The sequence below is a fragment of the Naasia aerilata genome, assembly GCF_030296595.1.
Taxonomy (GTDB): domain Bacteria; phylum Actinomycetota; class Actinomycetes; order Actinomycetales; family Microbacteriaceae; genus Naasia; species Naasia aerilata.
Window position 1 is genome coordinate 548251 of the sequence record NZ_AP027731.1, and the last position, 17039, is coordinate 565289.

General features: G+C 70.2%; 16 protein-coding genes and 3 pseudogenes. 6 read left to right on the forward strand and 13 right to left on the reverse strand.

Annotated elements, in window-relative coordinates; genetic code table 11:
• Positions 1-43: 43 nt before the first annotated feature.
• Positions 44-1078, reverse strand: a complete 1035-nt coding sequence (locus QUE51_RS02985; protein ID WP_286278125.1) for an SDR family NAD(P)-dependent oxidoreductase — start codon at positions 1076-1078, stop codon at positions 44-46.
• 58 nt (positions 1079-1136) lie between these two features.
• On the opposite strand from QUE51_RS02985, the gene QUE51_RS02990 reads away from it, so the two are divergent.
• Complete coding sequence (locus QUE51_RS02990; RefSeq protein WP_286278126.1) at positions 1137-1691, forward strand: TetR/AcrR family transcriptional regulator; 555 nt, start codon at positions 1137-1139, stop codon at positions 1689-1691.
• Between the two features lie 27 nt (positions 1692-1718).
• Here the strand turns inward: QUE51_RS02990 and QUE51_RS02995 are convergent, their stop codons facing one another.
• The gene (locus tag QUE51_RS02995) at positions 1719-3143 is read right to left on the reverse strand and encodes an MFS transporter (protein ID WP_286278127.1); all 1425 of its coding nucleotides are present in this window, start codon (positions 3141-3143) and stop codon (positions 1719-1721) included.
• A 156-nt stretch (positions 3144-3299) separates the two neighbouring features.
• Between QUE51_RS02995 and gnd the strand changes: the two are divergent.
• Together gnd and QUE51_RS03005 are read left to right on the forward strand one after the other, a co-directional pair.
• Positions 3300-4702, forward strand: a pseudogene (gene gnd, locus QUE51_RS03000) (NADP-dependent phosphogluconate dehydrogenase).
• Positions 4702-5465: pseudogene (locus QUE51_RS03005) on the forward strand (SDR family NAD(P)-dependent oxidoreductase). Before gnd ends, QUE51_RS03005 begins: the two co-directional pseudogenes overlap by 1 nt.
• Positions 5466-5657: 192 nt before the next feature.
• On the opposite strand, the gene QUE51_RS03010 reads toward QUE51_RS03005, so the two are convergent.
• The 10 genes and pseudogenes from QUE51_RS03010 to QUE51_RS03055 form a co-directional block, all read right to left on the reverse strand.
• A complete protein-coding gene (locus QUE51_RS03010; protein WP_286278128.1) occupies positions 5658-6635 on the reverse strand; it encodes a ribose-phosphate diphosphokinase in 978 nt (325 codons plus the stop codon).
• On the reverse strand, positions 6632-8074 hold the full coding sequence (gene glmU, locus QUE51_RS03015) for a bifunctional UDP-N-acetylglucosamine diphosphorylase/glucosamine-1-phosphate N-acetyltransferase GlmU (protein WP_286278129.1): 1443 nt from the start codon (positions 8072-8074) through the stop codon (positions 6632-6634). The genes QUE51_RS03010 and glmU overlap by 4 nt, the downstream gene beginning before the upstream one ends.
• Before the next feature lie 169 nt (positions 8075-8243).
• Positions 8244-8501 (reverse strand): DUF8836 family protein, encoded by a 258-nt coding sequence (locus QUE51_RS03020; protein WP_286278131.1) that lies wholly within the window; start codon positions 8499-8501, stop codon positions 8244-8246.
• Positions 8502-8573: 72 nt separating this feature from the next.
• Positions 8574-9560, reverse strand: a complete 987-nt coding sequence (locus QUE51_RS03025) for a glycoside hydrolase family 43 protein (RefSeq protein WP_286278132.1) — start codon at positions 9558-9560, stop codon at positions 8574-8576.
• Positions 9557-9913: a DUF5605 domain-containing protein gene (locus QUE51_RS03030; protein WP_286278133.1), complete on the reverse strand. Its 357-nt coding sequence runs from the start codon at positions 9911-9913 to the stop codon at positions 9557-9559. Before QUE51_RS03030 ends, QUE51_RS03025 begins: the two co-directional genes overlap by 4 nt.
• 148 nt (positions 9914-10061) lie before the next feature.
• Positions 10062-10658 (reverse strand): apiosidase-like domain-containing protein, encoded by a 597-nt coding sequence (locus QUE51_RS03035; RefSeq protein ID WP_350226752.1) that lies wholly within the window; start codon positions 10656-10658, stop codon positions 10062-10064.
• A gap of 158 nt (positions 10659-10816) precedes the next feature.
• Positions 10817-11224 (reverse strand): annotated as a pseudogene (locus QUE51_RS03040) (DUF5060 domain-containing protein); the annotation flags it as partial.
• Between the two features lie 125 nt (positions 11225-11349).
• Positions 11350-12246: a carbohydrate ABC transporter permease gene (locus QUE51_RS03045; protein WP_286278135.1), complete on the reverse strand. Its 897-nt coding sequence runs from the start codon at positions 12244-12246 to the stop codon at positions 11350-11352.
• Entirely contained in the window at positions 12243-13184 is a 942-nt protein-coding gene (locus tag QUE51_RS03050) for a carbohydrate ABC transporter permease (RefSeq protein WP_286278136.1), read from the reverse strand. The genes QUE51_RS03045 and QUE51_RS03050 overlap by 4 nt, the downstream gene beginning before the upstream one ends.
• 67 nt (positions 13185-13251) lie before the next feature.
• Positions 13252-14520 (reverse strand): ABC transporter substrate-binding protein, encoded by a 1269-nt coding sequence (locus QUE51_RS03055; protein WP_286278139.1) that lies wholly within the window; start codon positions 14518-14520, stop codon positions 13252-13254.
• A 314-nt stretch (positions 14521-14834) separates the two neighbouring features.
• On the opposite strand from QUE51_RS03055, the gene QUE51_RS03060 reads away from it, so the two are divergent.
• Genes QUE51_RS03060 through QUE51_RS03070 form a run of 3 tightly spaced genes read left to right on the forward strand, consistent with a single transcriptional unit; the run spans position 14835 to position 16513 of the window.
• Positions 14835-15887 carry a LacI family DNA-binding transcriptional regulator gene (locus QUE51_RS03060; RefSeq protein ID WP_286278140.1) on the forward strand — a complete coding sequence of 351 codons (1053 nt, stop codon included), beginning with the start codon at positions 14835-14837 and terminating at the stop codon, positions 15885-15887.
• 9 nt (positions 15888-15896) lie between these two features.
• Positions 15897-16292 carry a type II toxin-antitoxin system VapC family toxin gene (locus QUE51_RS03065; protein ID WP_286278141.1) on the forward strand — a complete coding sequence of 132 codons (396 nt, stop codon included), beginning with the start codon at positions 15897-15899 and terminating at the stop codon, positions 16290-16292.
• A complete protein-coding gene (locus tag QUE51_RS03070; protein ID WP_286278142.1) occupies positions 16289-16513 on the forward strand; it encodes a hypothetical protein in 225 nt (74 codons plus the stop codon). The genes QUE51_RS03065 and QUE51_RS03070 overlap by 4 nt, the downstream gene beginning before the upstream one ends.
• 69 nt (positions 16514-16582) lie before the next feature.
• On the opposite strand, the gene QUE51_RS03075 is transcribed toward QUE51_RS03070, so the two are convergent.
• Positions 16583-16981: a DUF952 domain-containing protein gene (locus QUE51_RS03075; RefSeq protein ID WP_286278143.1), complete on the reverse strand. Its 399-nt coding sequence runs from the start codon at positions 16979-16981 to the stop codon at positions 16583-16585.
• Positions 16982-17039: the final 58 nt, after the last annotated feature.

Below are 17039 nucleotides of genomic sequence, written 5' to 3' on the forward strand. Positions count from 1 at the left end.
GGGCGGCAGCCGTTCTGCGCCGCCGCCCGCCCCGTCGCGGTGCTCAGATCGCGGACCAGCCGCCGTCCGAGGGCAGGAGGACGCCGTTGATGTTGACGCCGTCGTCGCTCAGCAGGAACGTGATGGAGGCGGCGAGCTGGTCCGGCATCACCGGCGTCGGGAGGATCGCCATCGCGTGCTGCACCCGCTGGGCGCCGAGCTCGGACGCGAACTTCGCCTCGATGTTGGTGATGACGGGACCGGGCGCGACGGCGTTCACCCGGATGCCGCTCGGGCCGTACATGAACGCGCTGCTCTTCGTGAGGCCGGCCACGGCGTGCTTCGACGCCGTGTAGGCGACGCCCGCCGCGGAGCCGCGCAGCGCCGCCTCGGACGCGGTGTTGACGATGGAGCCGCGCCCGCGGGCGAGCATGCCGGGCACGACCGCACGCATGAGCTTCATCGTGCCCTCCACATTGACCGCGAACACGCGCTGCCACACCTGATCGGTGACCTCGTGGATCGGCGTCATGTCATCCATGATCCCGGCGATGTTGGCCAGCCCGTCGACGGCCTGCCCGGCGGCGTCGACGATGGCGGCGATGCCGCTGTAGTCGGTGATGTCTGCCGCGACCGGCACGATGTCCGCGTCCGGGAGCGAGGCGGCGAACTCGTCGAGCCGCGGCTGGGAGATGTCGACCGCGATCACGCGGCCGCCCTCGCGGGCGATGCGGGATGCCGTGGCCCGGCCGATGCCGGACCCGGCGCCCGTGACGATGATGGTCTTGCCCGCGAAGCGACCCGGGGTGGTCTGCTCGACCCACTCGTTGGCGGGCGTCTCCGCATCGTCCTCGTCCGCGAACTCCTCGCCGGCTTCCGCGGCCGCAGCACGCGCCTGGGCGACGAGTCCGTCGATCATCTCGTCGGTCATGGCGCCGCCGCTCATGGCGACGAGGTTCTTGATGGGCAGAGGACGGACGGGCGCGAGCACCTCCGCGCTCTGGCCCGCCTGGGCGAGGAGGCCGCCGAGAATCGGACCTCCCACGGGGTGGTCGAGCCACTCGCCGATCGAGGAGTTGCGGGAGAGGGATGCGGCCATGGTTCTTCCTCCATTGCTCGAGCTACCGGACAGCACTGTCCGGTTCTACGCTATACCGGTGACGGACGCCCCGAAAGCGAATCGTGGACCGCGTGCGGGGCCGGAGAACCGGCGCGCCCTGATCGCCGCCGCACGCGAGATCTTCGTGGCGGCCGGGCTGTCGGCGCCGCTCAGCGCGGTGGCCCGCCGAGCGGGCGTCGGTCAGGGCAGCCTGTACCGGCACTTCCCCGACCGCACCGCGCTGGCCGTCGCCGTCTTCGAGGAGAACCTCGAGGACCTCGAAGCCCTGGCGGACCGCCCGGACTCGACCCTGGACGATCTCCTCGGTCGGGCCGGCGAGCAGGCGATGGCCGGGGCGGCATTCGTCGAGCTCGTGACCGCCCATCGGCACGACGCGGGCGTCCGCGCACTCGGCGGCCGGGTGCGCGGCGTGATCGGTGCGATCCTCGCCCGCGAGCAGGAGGCGGGACGGGTCTCGCCCGCGACCACGGCGGAGGACGTCGAACTCGCGCTCTTCATGCTCGCGGGGGCCCTGTCCCGGTCGGACCCCGAGGAGCGGCACGCGGTGGCGGCGCGCGCGCGAGCACTGTTCGCGGCTGCGTTCCGCTCCTGATCCGGCACGGGGCACGCCTCCCGTGGCTCAGCCGGTCGGCCGCCGAGCCGTCGCCGGCCGCTCTCGCCGCACGCGCAGGGCATCCGCTGATCCGTGAGGGAGCATCGCGGCGCCGGCTACGCTGACGAGCGCGACGACCGCCATGATGGCGAGCGCACCGCGATAGGCGGGCAGCGCGCCGCCTCCGGGCAGGACCGCCTCGAGGATCCGCACAGCCACGGCGGCCGTGGCGATGCCGACCCCGGAGGCGAGCTGCGCGACCGTCTCGGACAGCGTGTTGGCGTGCCGCATGCCGGGGGCCGGCACATCGGCGAACTGGATGGTGTTGTAAGCGGTGAAGCCGAGCGATCGGAAGACGCCGCTCGCGAGGAACACGGCGGCGAGGACGAGCGCGGGCGTCCCGGGTCCCAGGAGCGCGACCGCGACGAAGGCGAGCGCCAGCCCGATGCCGGAGCCGATCATGACCGGCGCGAACCCCACGCGCCGCAGCAGCGGCGAGGTGACCGGCTTGATGGCCACATTCCCCACGAACAGCCACAGCACCATGGCACCGGCCGCGACGGGCGACCAGCCGAAGCCGTCCTGCAGGAGCAGGGGAAGCAGGAACGGCGCCGAGAAGACGGCAGCGCGGAACAGTGCGCCGCTGCTGTTGGAGACGCGGAAGGTGGGAAGCCGGAGGGCCGCCAGGTCGAGGAAGGGCGATGGAACTCGGCGAAGCCGGTGCACCGCGAGGACGCCGAGGATGCCGGCGGCGAGGATCAGGAGTACGCCCACCAGGACCGTGGCGGGGTGAGCGAGCAGCTCGAGCCCGAGGACGAGGGCCCCGAGAGCCGTGGTGACGGCGACGAAGCCCCGCACGTCGAAGCTCTCGCGTCGCTGCGGCTCGTCGCGCGGCACCACCCGCAGGGCGAACCCGAAGAGGGCGACCCCGATCGGCACGTTCACGAGGAACACCCACGGCCATCCGGCGTACTCGGTGATCACCCCGCCGAGGAACGGTCCGAGCACCGGGGCGAGCAGTGCGGGCCAGGTCAGATACGCGACCGCCTTGAGCAGGTCGGCCTTCTCGGTGCGTCCCAGGACGAGAAGGCGCCCGACCGGCACCATCATGCTGCCGGCGATCCCCTGAGCCACGCGCGAGAGCGTCAGGAGAAGGAGGGAGCCGCTCAGGGCGCAGGCGACCGACGCGAGCGTGAAGAGGAGGACGGCGAGGGTGAAGGTCCGCTTCGAGCCGAGCCGCCCGGCCAGCCAGCCGCTCGCGGGGATGAACGTCGCCACCGCGAGCAGATACGCCGACATCGCCACTCCGACGTCCGCCGGCTGGACGCCCATCGACGAGGCGATGGCCGGAGCCGCGGTGGCCAGCACGGTCGCGTCGAGGTTCTCCATGAAGAACGCCGCCGCCACGAGGAGGGCGAGCCGCCGCGGCCAATCCCGGCCAGTCCCGCTCATGCCGCCTCCCTCGGTTCACGCTAGCCGCTGGGCGGGATGCCCCGACATCCTGGGCGGAGCGCCGGAGACTACGCTCGAAACGCGCACCCAGCAGAAGGAGACGACGTGGCGGACACGGCAGCACAGGCGAACATCGGCGTGGTCGGGCTGGCGGTGATGGGCTCGAATCTCGCCCGCAACCTCGCGAGCCGCGAGGGCAACACGGTCGCCGTCTACAACCGCACCACCTCGCGCACCGACGAGCTCCTCCGCGAGCATCCCGAGGCGGGCTTCGTGAGCGCGGAGACGGTGCAGGACTTCGCCGCCGCCCTGGCCAAGCCGCGCACGGCGATCATCATGGTCAAGGCGGGCAAGCCGACCGATGCGGTGATCGACCAGCTGGTCGAGGTCTTCGAGCCCGGCGACATCATCGTGGACGGCGGCAACGCGCTCTTCACCGACACCATCCGCCGGGAGAAGGCGGTGCGCGAGACGGGGATCAACTTCGTCGGCGCCGGCATCTCCGGCGGCGAGGAGGGGCCCTCAAGGGACCGTCGATCATGCCCGGCGGCTCCGCCGAGGCCTGGGAGACGCTCGGACCCATCCTCAAGTCGATCGCCGCGGTCGCCGAGGGCGAGCCGTGCGTGACGCACGTCGGCACCGACGGCGCCGGCCACTTCGTCAAGATGATCCACAACGGCATCGAGTACGCCGACATGCAGCTGATCGGCGAGGCGTACGACCTCATCCGGCGCGGCACCGGCAAGTCGCCCGCCGAGATCGCGGACATCTTCGCCGAGTGGAACAAGGGCGAGCTCGAGAGCTACCTCATCGAGATCACGGCCGAGGTGCTGCGCCAGGTGGACGCTGAGACGGGGAAGCCGCTCGTCGATCTCATCCTCGACCAGGCCGGCGCGAAGGGCACCGGCGCCTGGACCGTGCAGACGGCACTCGACCTCGGCATCCCGGTGTCCGGCATCGCGGAGGCCGTGTTCGCCCGGTCGCTGTCCTCGAAGCCGGACCAGCGCGCGGCCGCGTCCGACCTCCCCGGGCCGGCCGAGGCGTGGACCGTCGACGACCCCGATGGCTTCGTCGAGGACGTCCGCCGCGCCCTCTACGCGTCGAAGATCATCGCGTACTCGCAGGGCTTCGATGAGATCGTCGCCGGCGCCGAGCAGTACGGCTGGGACATCCAGAAGGGCGAGATCGCGAAGATCTGGCGCGGAGGCTGCATCATCCGCGCCCAGTTCCTCAACCGGATCACCGACGCGTACGCGGAGAACTCGGGCCTCGTCGCCCTGCTGACGGCGCCCTACTTCCGGGAGGCGCTCACCGGCGCCGAGCCCGCCTGGCGCCGCGTCGTGATCGCGGCCGTGCAGGGCGGCATCCCCGCGCCCGCGTTCGCGTCGTCGCTCGCCTACTACGACGGTCTCCGCGCGGACCGGCTGCCGGCGGCGCTGACCCAGGGACTGCGCGACTTCTTCGGCGCGCACACCTACAAGCGCATCGACAAGGAGGGCACGTTCCACACCCTGTGGAGCGGCGACCGCACGGAGATCGAAGCGACCGACTCGCACTGATGACGCTGCCGTCGTTCGACCTGGACGGCCAGGTCGCCGTCGTCACCGGCGCCTCCCGGGGCATCGGTCGCGGGGTGGCCCTGGCGCTCGCCGAGGCCGGGGCGGTGGTGGTCGCCACCGGGCGCGCCGTTCGCGACCTCGACTCGCTGGTGGAGGAGGCCGCCGCGGTGGGGGCCGCGTGCTGCCGCTCGTCGCCGACATGACGGACGTGGCCGCGCTCGCCTCCGCGATCGAGGCGGTGGGGCGCGAGCACGGCCGCATCGACGTCCTCGTCAACAACGCGGGCCTCGGCGCCAACCACGACGCGCTCGAGGTGACCGAGGCCGACTGGGACGACATGATGGCCGTCAACCTCAAGGGGCTCTTCTTCGCCGCGCAGGCGGCCGCGCGCGTGATGAAGCCTCGGGGCTACGGCCGGATCGTCAACATGAGCTCGCAGGCGGGCCTCGTCGGCATCCGCCGGCACGCGGTCTACTCGGCGAGCAAGGGCGGCGTGAACCTGCTGACCAAAGTCCTCGCCCTCGAGTGGGCCCCGCTCGGCATCACGGTCAACGCGATCGCCCCGACCTACATCCGCACGCCGGGCACCGCGGAGCGGCTCGATACGCCGGAGATCGCGGAGGACATCCTCGCCCGCATCCCGGTCGGCCGGTTCGGCACCATCGACGACGTGTCGGCCGCGGTCCTCTACCTGGCCTCGCCCGCGGCGGGCCTCGTCACCGGCACGATCCTCCCCCTCGACGGCGGCTGGACCGCCCAGTAGGTGACGTCAGCCGACCAGATCAAGGAAAAGCAGTACCGGTCCCGCCCGCCTCATGCGGATCCAGGCCGGCTGCGACCCGAATCTCCTTGATTTGGTCAGCAGACCACACGCCTAAGCGGCGCCGTCGGCAGCAGCTATGGTTCACCGGCGCCTACGCGGCGCCGTCGGCTGCGCTTGTCGGTTCGCCGGCGCCTACGCGGCGCCGTCGAACATCGACGTGACGGAGCCGTCGTCGAAGACCTCGTGGATCGCCCGCGCGATCAGCGGGGCGATCGGCAGGATCGTCAGCTTCTCGAACTGCTTCTCGGCCGGCAGCGGCAGTGTGTCGGTCACGATCACCTGGTCGATCTCGGGGCTGTTGAGCAGCTCGACCGCGGGCGGTGAGAAGACCGCGTGGGTCGCGGCGACGATGACGCCCACCGCCCCGTTGGCCTTCAGCGCCGCGGCCGCCTTCGCGATGGTCCGGCCCGTGTCGATGAGGTCGTCGACGATGAGACACACCTGGCCGCGGACGTCGCCGACGATCTCGTGCACCGACACCTGGTTCGGCACCAGCGGGTCGCGGCGCTTGTGGATGATCGCGAGCGGAACGCCGAGCTTGTCGCTCCAGATGTCGGCGACGCGGACGCGACCCATGTCGGGCGAGACGACGGTGAGGTTCTCCTTCGGCACCGTCTCGCGGATGTGCTCCATCAGCACGGGCATCGCGAACAGGTGGTCGACCGGCCCGTCGAAGAAGCCCTGGATCTGGGCGGCGTGCAGGTCCACCGACATGATCCGGTCGGCACCCGCCGCGGCGTAGAGGTCCGCGATGAGCCGGGCGGAGATCGGCTCGCGTCCGCGGCCCTTCTTGTCCTGGCGGCCGTAGGGATAGAACGGGGAGACCACCGTGATCCGCTTGGCCGAGGCGCGCTTGAGGGCGTCGACCATGATCAGCTGCTCCATGAGCCACTGGTTGATCGGGGCGGTGTGGGACTGGATGACGAAGGCGTCGCAGCCGCGCACGCTCTCGTCGTAGCGGGCGTAGAGCTCGCCGTTCGCGAAGGTCCTGGCATCGGTCGGGACGACGGTGGTGTCCAGCTCTGCGGCGATGTCGAGGGCCAGCTGCGGATGGGCCCTTCCGCTGACGATCACCAGACGCTTCTCGCCGTGAGTCTTGATGCCCGTCACTCGTTCCCGCTCTCCGCCGCGGCGCTCGCGGCTTCGGTGCCGGGCCGGTTGGAGGCAACCCAGCCCTCGATGTTGCGTTGCGGAGCAACGTTGATGGCCAGTGATCCAGGCGGCACGTTCTTCCGCACCACGGTTCCTGCTCCGGTATACGCTCCGTCGCCGATTCTAACGGGGGCCACGAAGACGTTATGCGACCCGGTCCGGACGTGGGAGCCCACCACGGTGCGGTGCTTGTTGACGCCGTCGTAGTTGGCCGTGATGGTGCCCGCGCCCACGTTCGAGCCCACCCCCACCTCGGTGTCGCCGATGTAGGAGAGGTGCGGGACCTTCGAGCCGTCGCCGATGTGCGCGTTCTTCGTCTCGACGAAGGTGCCGATCTTGCCGTTCGCGCCGAGCTCGGTGCCGGGCCGCAGGTAGGCGAACGGCCCGACCGAGGCGCCCGCCCCGATCACGGCGAGCGTGCCGTCGGTCCGTTTGACGACGGCGTTCTCGCCGATCTCGCAGTCCACGAGGGTCGTGTCCGGGCCGATCGTCGCCCCAGTCGCCACGACGGTCGCGCCGCGCAGCTGGGTGCCCGGCAGGATCTCGACGTCGGGCGCGAGGGTGACGGTGAGGTCGATCCACGTGGTCGCGGGATCCTGCACGGTGACGCCCTCGAGCTGCCAGCCTCGGACGATCAGCGCGTTGAGGCGCGCGGCGGCCTCGGACAGCTGGGCCCGGTCGTTGATGCCTGCCACGAGCCACGCCTCGGACACCGGAACGGCGCCGACCGAAGAGCCGGCCGCCCGCAGCGCGGCGACGACGTCGGTGAGGTACTTCTCCCCCTGCGCGTTGTCGGTGCTCAGCGAGGCCAGGAGATCCCGGAGCCCGGCGACGCCGAACGCGTAGACCCCGGTGTTGACCTCGCCGATCGCGAGCTCGTCCTCGGTCGCGTCGCGCTGCTCGACGATGCGCTCGAGCGTTCCGTCGGCGCCGCGCACCACGCGCCCGTACCCCGTGGGGTCCGGCATCACGGCGGTCAGGACGGAGGCCGCCCGGTCGCCCGACCGGTGGCTGACGAGGAACTCGCGGAGGGTGACGGCATCGAGCAGGGGGACGTCGCCGTTGAGGACGAGCACGTCGCCGTCGAACCCCTCGGGGAGCGCCGCGAGCGCGGCCTCCACGGCGCGGCCGGTGCCCGGGATCTCGTCCTGGTCGACGATCACCGCGTCCGGGAACGCTCCCGTGACGGCCTCCGCGACCTGGTCGCGCTCGTAGCGGACAACGGCGACCACCCGGTCGGCCGCGAGCTCGCGGGCGGTCGCCACGACGTGCGACACGATCGGCACTCCGGCGAGGCGGTGCAGCAGCTTGGGCGTCGCCGACTTCATGCGGGTGCCCTGCCCTGCGGCGAGGATGACGACGGCGAGAGGACGTTCGGACACTGCGCTCCCTTGCATGCCGGCGACGCTGCGCCGGCCGTGTGCAGCGTCGGACGCCGCGCGGTACCTGTCGCCTTCGAGCGTACCGGGGCGGCGCACGGCGTGACGCCGGAGCGGGGGCCGCACCGGCCTCCGAGTCAGGTCGCTCCCGCCGCAGCCCGCCCGGATCCCGACCTTTCCCCCAACGTCACGCGACCGGGCGCAGCGTCACCACGTCGTCGGGCGCGATGGCATCCGACGCGGGATGCTCCACCAGCGCGATCACGCGGTTCGCCATGAACCGTGCTGTGCGCACCGGGGTGCCGCCACGGGTCACCTCGGTGACCTCGACGAGTCCGCGGCCGTGCGTCACATCCACGCGCCGGCCGGCCCGCGTGGCCTCGATCTCATACGTGCGAGTGTCGCCCGTGGCATCCACGACGACCTCGACTCGATCACCCTTCACAGTTCCTCCTGATGGCTCACTGAATACAACACCGCAGGTCAGAGCCGTGTTCCACTCCCGGAGGCGAGTCTGCTACCGGTGCTCCGGTTCCCCGAGCCCGGAGGGTCCGAACCGGCTGAGCCGCTCCCACTCGTCGCGGTGCAGCCTCAGGACCGTGCCGTGCTTGGTGGCCGGCCGGATGTCGACTTCGGATTCGGGCACCGGCTCCCATCGACCGCTCTCGAGGGACGCGGTACGGAGCACCATGTAGCCCTGAGCCGAGCCGTAGCGATCGAGGAACAGGTACCACCCGCTGCCGTCCGGCGCCTCGACGACGATGGGGGCTTCCACATCCGGGTGCACCTCCTCGCCGATGCGACGCGCGAGCAGACGGAAATCAGTCGCGAAGAGGCCGTCTCCGACCTCCTGGTAGATGCCCCAGCTCTCCGCTCCCCGCTCCTCGTGCTTGCTGAACCGGTACACGCGGCCCTCGTGCTGCACGATCGCGGTGTCGATGATGTCCCTCCCCGCATCGATCAGGGTCTCGGCGGGCGAGAACGACTCGAAGTCGCGCGTGCGGGAGAAGAGGATGCGGCTGTAGCTCTCGCCCCGATGCCCGGCGTCCTCGGCGCCGAAGAGCGTGGACGACCAGAAGACGATGTGCTCCCCGGTCTCGGCGTCGCGGGTCACCTCCGGGGCCCACGCCATTCCGGCGGCCTCCGGGGCCACCGTCACCGCGCGCGGACCGGACCACGAGATCAGGTCGTCGGATGCCCACACGATCAGCGATCGGCTGCCATGACGCCGCCACTCGTCCCAGCCTCGTCCGTCGCCGCCATAGATGCGCAGGTCCGTGGCCAGGACATGGAATCGGCCGTCGTCGCCCCGGACCAGAGCCGGGTCGCGTACTCCCGTGGTGCCGATGTCGGACGTCAGCACGGGCAGCCCCTCCCACAGTGGAATCCAGCGGAGAGGCGAGTCGCCGGCGCTCAGCGAGAAGAAGACGCGCTCGGCGTAGCCATCCGGCTCCTCCCGGAAGTGGGCGAGCAGGTAGCCGAACTCCTCCCGGTCCTCGCTCACGAGTCGGGAGCGACGACGGGGCCGACGGCCCGGAAGCGGAGGGCGATGTACGGCCGCGCCGGGAGGTCGATGGTGAAGCGGCCGTGAAAGACCCCCGGCAGGCGATCGATCGTCATGTTCCAGGTGTCGAGGATCTCCGCGCTGTACGCGACGGAGGGGTCCAGGAGGAATCGCCGGAAGCGGGGCTGCGTGAAGCCGTAGTAGAAGAGGTAGTACTCCCCCTCGACGCCGGCGCTCGGGATGTCCCAGTCGATCTCGAGAGGCTCGAGTCCCCTCGGTCCGTCCTCCAGGACGTCGCGGAGGAACGCGATCCGCGCCGGGCTGCTGCCGCGCAGCTCGCCCCCTTCGACCACCAGAGCACCTCGTCGGGGCGCAGATAGGTCTCGCCGTGGCCCACGTACCCGCCCCGCACGGCCCCCTCCCAGAAGCGGCGCACCATCTCCTCGCCGGTGATGTTGCCCCATCCCTGATCGATGTCGCCCTCGTAGGCGCACTCGTCGATCACCACGGGCTTCCCCAGGCCTGGCGCCACTCGGTCGTCATCTCGGCGGTCTTGTAGAGGTCGCGGCGCTGCACGCTCGCGTGGGTGATCCAGGGACGGGAGTAGTCGTAGAAGTCGAAGCAGTTGTGGATCGAGAGGAGGTGCCCCGTCGGGTCGTCCCGATGGACGATCGTCGCGAACCGCTCCCAGTCCTCCCCGGTCTTGGCCGTCAGGATGTCGTACTCGTTGGCCAGGGACCACCACACGTTGGGGAAGGAGGCCAGCCGCGCGACCGCGTAGGAGAGGTAGCGGTCGTCCGCGGACGGGTCCATCGAGGAGAAGCCCCAGCGATCGTAGGGGTGGAAGAGGATGATGTCCGCCTCGATCCCGAGGTCCCCCAGCTGCGTGATCCGCTCCTCGAGGTGTCGCCAGAACTCGACATCGAAACGCCGGACGTCGAACCCGGCTCGGGCATCCCCGGGAAGGGGAAGCGGACGGGCTCGTTCTCGTTGAAGAGGTAGGACTTCGGGAACACGCACATGCGCACCTTGTTGAAGGGCGATGCGGCGAGCGTCGCCAGGGTGCGCTCCTCGAGGTCGTCGCCCTGGTGGGTCCACGCATAGGCCGTCGTGCCGACCGGGATGTGGCGCGTTCCGTCCGCATGGGCGAAGTGGAAGGCCCCCTCGACGCGCACCGGACCGTGTCCCGCGGCCGGCTCCTCCACCGTGAACGAGCCGTCGATGCCGTCGAGCGACCGCGCGGTGCTCGTGGTGCGGAACCGATGCTCCCCGGGCTCCTCCACGAGGTACCGCACCCGGTAGACGCCCCCGTCGTCATAGAACCCGGGAACCTCCACCGAGCGGGATGGCGTGTCGACGACCGCTCCGAGCCGCACGTCGGTGAACGGGTTGCCGTGCGCCGGACCGTCGAGGACGAGCTCGAAGCGCCCGAAGAGCGGGACCGTCCTCTCGAACCGTGCGCGCGCCGATCCGCGCGGAACGCCGCTCCCCTCGTATTCGGGCGAGGGCTCGACAGCCGGCGCGGGTGAGCGGTGCTCGTCCGCGACCGGCGGCAGGGCTGCGAGCCGCGACCACAGATCCCTGGTCCGCTCCGGCGATGCTGCCGTGGCCGGTGACGTCGCGATGACGAGTCCCAGTGCTCGCCCGCCGAGGATCATCTTCATCGCGCTGTCGCGCAGCTCCGGCAGCGCGTCCTCGAGCAGCTCACGCGCCTGCGGATGGCGCAGGGCCGTGGCGACCGGGGTGTCCGCCGACAGGGCGGACGGGAACGATGTCAAGGAGGTCACGACTAGCCCTTCACCGCGCCGGCGAGTGCGCCGGACACGAAATAACGCTGGAACAGGAGGTAGACGATGAGGACGGGCAGGACCGACATGATCGTGAACGAGTTGATCGGTCCGTAGGAGCTCGTGAACTGCGACTGGAAGCCCTGGATGGCGAGCGGGACCGTCCACGCGTCCTGGCTCTGCAGGAGCACGAGCGCCATGCCGTACTCGTTCCAGGTCGCCACGAAGTCGAGGATGAACAGCGCAGCGAGGGCCGGGCGGGACAGCGGAAGGATGATCTGCCAGAACAGGCGCCAGTAGGAGGCCCCGTCGATCCGCGCGCTCTCGTCGAGCTCCTCCGGGATCTGCCGGAAAAAGCCGTAGAGGATGAACGTCTGATAGGGCAGCCCGAAGCCGATGTACGGCAGGATCACGCCGATGTAGGTGTTGAGGAGTCCCGCGTTGTTGATGATCTGGAACAGGGGCGCGATGGCCACCTGGATGGGCACCATCGACCCCAGAGCGATCGCCGCGAGGAGGATCCTGCTCCTGCGGAAGCGGATGCGGGCGAGGGCGAAGGCCGCCGCGGCGGAGATGGCCAGCCCGATGGGCACCTTGACCAGCGCGATGATCAGCGAGTTCGTGCCGACCCGCAGGAGGTTGCCGTCCTCCATCGCCTTGGCGTAGTTGCCGAAGTCGGGATGCAGCGGGAGGGCGAACACCGGGCTCCCCACGATGTCCTGCTCGGTCTTCAGCGACGTGAAGATGATGAACACCAGGGGCAGCGTCCAGATCACGAGCGTGACGAACAGCGAGATCCAGAGGCCGATGCGCACGTAGTCCGGCGCTCGGCGGCCTGCTCGCACGGCACCCGTCCTCGACCGCGGGGCGGTGGCGGCGGCGCCGGCGATGGGGCTCATCGCTCCTCCTGACGTGCGGTCCAGGCGAGGTAGGGCACCACGATCAGCAGGGTGATGAGCAGGAGCACGGTCGCGATGGCGTTGCCCATCCCGTACTGGTGGTTGCCGAGCGACTGCTGGTAGGACCAGAGCGCCAGGACCTGCGTCTGCTGCGCCGGGCCGCCGCCGGTCATCCCCACGATGAGGTCGAACACCTTGATCGAGCCGATGAACGTCAGCACGGTGACGATGACCATCGTCGGCCGGAGGGCGGGCAGCGTCACGTTGCGGAAGACCTGCCACGCGTTGGCGCCGTCGATGCGCGCAGCCTCGATGTGCTCGCTCTGCACCGCCTGCAGCCCGGCGAGGAACAGCACCATGTTGGTGCCGACCGACTGCCAGACGAAGGCGGCGAACACCGAGTACAGCGCGATCTTCTGATCGCCGAGCCACTGGATGTCAGAGAGCCAGGGAAGCCCGAACGCCGTTCCCAGGCTCTCTCCGACGCCGTAGTTCGGGTTGTAGATCCAGCGCCACATGTTCGCCACCGCGATGGAGGCGAGGACACCCGGGATGTAGAACATCGACCGGAACACGTTGCGCCCGAAGAGGGGGCGGTTGAGCGCGACCGCCAGCGCGAGGCTGATCGTGAGCGGGATGATCAGCGAGAGCACGACCCAGATGACCGTGTTACGCAGGGCCGTCCAGAAGACCGCGTCCTGCGTGAAGATCTTGATGTAGTTCTTCAGTCCCACGAACTCCTGGGGAGCGCCGACGAAGCCGGTCCACTCGAAGAAGCTCAGCCTGACGGACTCGAACATGGGCGCGACCACGAACACGGCGTAGGCCAGCAGCGCGGGGGCGAGAAAGGGCAGGGCGGTCGCGAAACCGGAACGGCGCCGACGGCGGCGGGAGCCGGAGGGGGCGGGTGCGGGAGCGGACGGGACGGCGGCGGTCATGGCATCGATCCTCCCGGTCGATGGCGGCGGACAGGGGCGGGCGCCGGGCGCCCGCCCCTGTCGTCACTCACTGCTGGTCGATGAACTTCTGGAACTCGGCGCCGGCGTCGGCGGGATCGAGCTCGTCGGTCGCCACGAGGTTCTGGATGCGCCAGTACTCCGTCGTCTGCGCGAGCGAGAGGGCCTGGTCGTTGAACTCGTAGAGCCCCTTCGCGTCCGCGAAGATCGGATCCCACTGCTTGTCGAGCGAGTCCTCCTTGGTCGGGTCGACCTGGACCGCGGTGTTCACCGGTCGCGCGCCCACGAGGTCGAGGCTGATCTTCTGCGCCTTCTCGCTCGTGAGGTAGTCGAGGAACTCGGCCGCCTCATCCGGGTGCTTCGAGGTCGGGGTGATGTAGTTGCTCGAGACGTCGCCGTACAGCTGGCCGGTGCCCGTGGGGAAGAGGAACACGCCGATCTTGCTGGTGTCCACGTCGTTGGCGCGCAGCACGTTGTCGAACCAGCTGCCCTCGATCACCATGGCGGCGTCGCCCTTGAAGAACAGGGCATTGGCCTCGGAGTCGCTGAGGCTGGCCCAGCCCTTCGTGAGGTACTTCTGGGTCCAGGTGTGGAACTCCTCGAACGCCGCCGTGACGCACTTCTCCTTGCTCCAGTCGGCCTTCGTCGTCACCAGAGCCTGGAATGTGTCGGACCCGCACTGCGCCATCAGGATGTTGTCGAGCAGGCGCATGAGGTGCCAGTTGACCGTGCCGCCGAACTCGATGGGAGTGATCCCCGCGGCGACCAGCTTGTCCGCGTCCTCCACGAGCTCCTCGTAGGTCGTGGGCGTGCTGGTGATCCCCGCCTTCTCGAACAGCTCCTTGTTGTAGTAGACGCCCGCGCCGCTCTGACCGCTCGGAACCCCGTCCCACTGGCCGTACTGCTTCACGGTGGAGAGGGTGGAGTCCCCGAAGCGCGACGTCCAGTCGTACTTGTCGTAGTACTTCTTGAGGTCCAGGCTTCCGCCCGCCTTGACGAACTCACCGCCGATGCCGGGACCCGCCCAGGACCAGTAGACGTCCGGCGCTCCTGAGGTGCCGAGTGCCGTCCGCAGCGCCTCCTTGTGCCCGTCGGTGGATCGCTCCTCCACCTTGACCTTGATGTCCGGGTGGCTGTCCTCGAAGCCATTGAGGATCTCCGACCACGCCTTCTTCGATGCGTCGTCGGCATCGGTGAGCTTCCAGTAGGTGATCGTCGTGGCACCCGAGCCGGCATCGTCCCCGGCTGAGCATGCGGCAAGACCGGCGGCGAGCATTCCTGCCGCCACGATCGCCGCGACAGCGCGCTTCGTTCGCATCGTTGCGTCCCTTTCACTGCTGTTTCCAGCCGCCGAGCGCGGTGCGAACGGCGATGTTCTGGAGTCCGACGGTGCCGGTTCCGGCACCAATGTGTGAACGATAACCTACTGCTCGAAATCTCGTAAAGAACGTCCACGAAGTACCTGATCGCGCCGTGAGTTATCGATCGCTTAGGAGCTGTCGGCAGAGGAGGGCGTCGGCCTGGTCACGCTCTCACGCTCTCCGGGCCGTCTGGCGAGGCAGCACGCGGCCTGCGGGCCATAACGCCCGGTGCGGTATCGTGACCCACCATGGCGCCCCCACGGTGCGGACGATGACGACGGGCGCAGCCGCCCCTCCTCCCGCACGCCCCCGCATGAGCGATGTGGGCCGGCTCGCGGGGGTGTCGGCGCAGACCGTATCGCGCTTCCTCACCGGCAAGGGCTACGTCCACGACGAGACGCGGGTCCGGATCCAGGCGGCGATCGAGGAGCTCGGCTACCGCCCCAATCGGATCGCGCGCTCTCTGCACATCGCGCGCACGGACACCATCGGCCTGCTCAGCGCGGGCGTCATGAACTACGGCGCCGCACAGACGCTCGCAGGCATGAGCGCCCGCGCGCAGGCGACCGACAGCACGCTGATCACCGCCCATGTCAGCGACTCCGCCGACCACGACCCGGAGGTCGCGCGGGCACTCGAGCGCATGCTGTCGATGCAGGTCGACGGCATCGTCGTCACCGCGCGATACGGCGACTTCGGCAGGATCCTCGGCGAGACGGTCCGCGAGGAGGTGCCGGTGGTGATCATCGCCGGGCGCCCGCTGCAGCTCCAGGACTCCGCGGGGGCGGACTCCTACGAAGCGGGGATGCTGGCCATGCAGCACCTGCTGCAGCTCGGCCACCGGCGCATCGCCTACCTGTCCGGCCCTGCCGACAGCGACGAGTCCCGGGAGCGCCAGCGCGCCTACGAGGACGCACTGGCCGCGGTCTCCCTGCCCGTGGCCCCCATCATCGTCGGCGGCGAGTGGAACTCGGCAGCCGGCTACGAGGCGGGCCTGGCGCACGATCTCCGCGACGTCTCCGCGGTCTTCTGCGGGAACGACGAGCTGGCCCTCGGGTTCCTCGCTGCGGCGCGACGCCGAGGGATCTCGGTGCCGCACGACATCTCCGTGGTCGGTGTCGACGACATGCCGGAGGCGCGGTTCTTCGCGCCGCCTCTCACGACGGTCCGCTTCGACTTCGCCGCACTCGGCGAGCGCGCCTTCGACATGATCCGCCGCCGGGTGGAGACCGGCCTGCGCCAGGAGCACCTGGTGCTTCCGGCCGAGCTGATCGTGCGCGAGTCGACGGCTCCTCCTGCGCGAGCGCACCGCCGAGCGCGGTGAGGGGGCGCCGTGACCAAGTTCGTCGTGGATGCGGGAGTCGTCCTGGCTCTCGCCGCCGAGGAGGCGGAGGTGTCGGCCGCGCACCGGCTGCTCGCCCCCGCGCTCGTGCGCTCGCAGATCCTGGCCGCCCTGCACGAGGCGGTGCAGCGGGGCGAGCTGTCGAGGGAGGAGGGGCGGAGGCGCCTGGCGCGGGCCGGTGAGCTCAAGATCCGCCTGCTCGGGGACTCCGTCCTGCGCCGCCGCGCCTGGGACGTCGCAGATCGGCTCGGGTGGGCGTCCACCTACACGGCGGAGTACGTCGCCCTCACCGAGCTGCAGGGTGACGCCTTCGTCACGCTCGATGCGGAGCTCGCCCGGAACCTCGACGGCGTGGTGCCACTGGCGACGATCGACGCGCTCCGGTGATCCGGGTCATGGTGATCCACCTGCCGCCGTGGCTGCTGCCGGCGATCCTCGGCGGACTCGCGATGACGGCGCTGCTGGTGGTGTCAATGGTGAAGACGGTCCGCTATCACGGCTGGGGACAGCAGCGCTGGGCGCCGCCCGCGGTGCCCTGGTTCATCGCCGCGATGGTCGTCGGCGTGGGGACCCTCGCCGCGACTCTGCTGTGGATATCCCGCGGCTGAGCAGGGACGGCAACCAGCTCGCAGCGCGGAGATTCGATGCCCCGACGTCCGCAGGCGGCAATCCCACCGTCAGGGCGCGGGAGGGTCGTCGAGGACGCGCAGTCCGGCGAGGCTGGGCATCACGATCCTTCCGTCTGCCTGTCGGGAGATCGGGAGGACGGCGACCACCGCCGACACGGGGACGGGGCCGTAGATGTGCGGAAAGAGCTGCGCAGAGTCAGCGGGCACCTCCCAGCGCACGGAAGAGCCGGCCGAGTCGCAGGTCGGGACGTCGATGACCAGCACGACCTGGTCGTCCAGAGGGGTGTCGGCATACAGACCGGCGAGGACATCGGGGAGCTGCCGGGCCGTGGAGGCGTGCACGAAACCGACCTCTTCGAGGCTCTGGTTCCGGCTGGAACCGCGGTAGCCGCCCGTCTCCACGGCTCGGCTCCAGAGCGATGCCGGCGCGAGGTGCAGGATCCGCATGCCGCCATCCTGTCGTCGGCGCGTGTGCGTCTCCACCCCGGAACGAGCGGAGACGCTC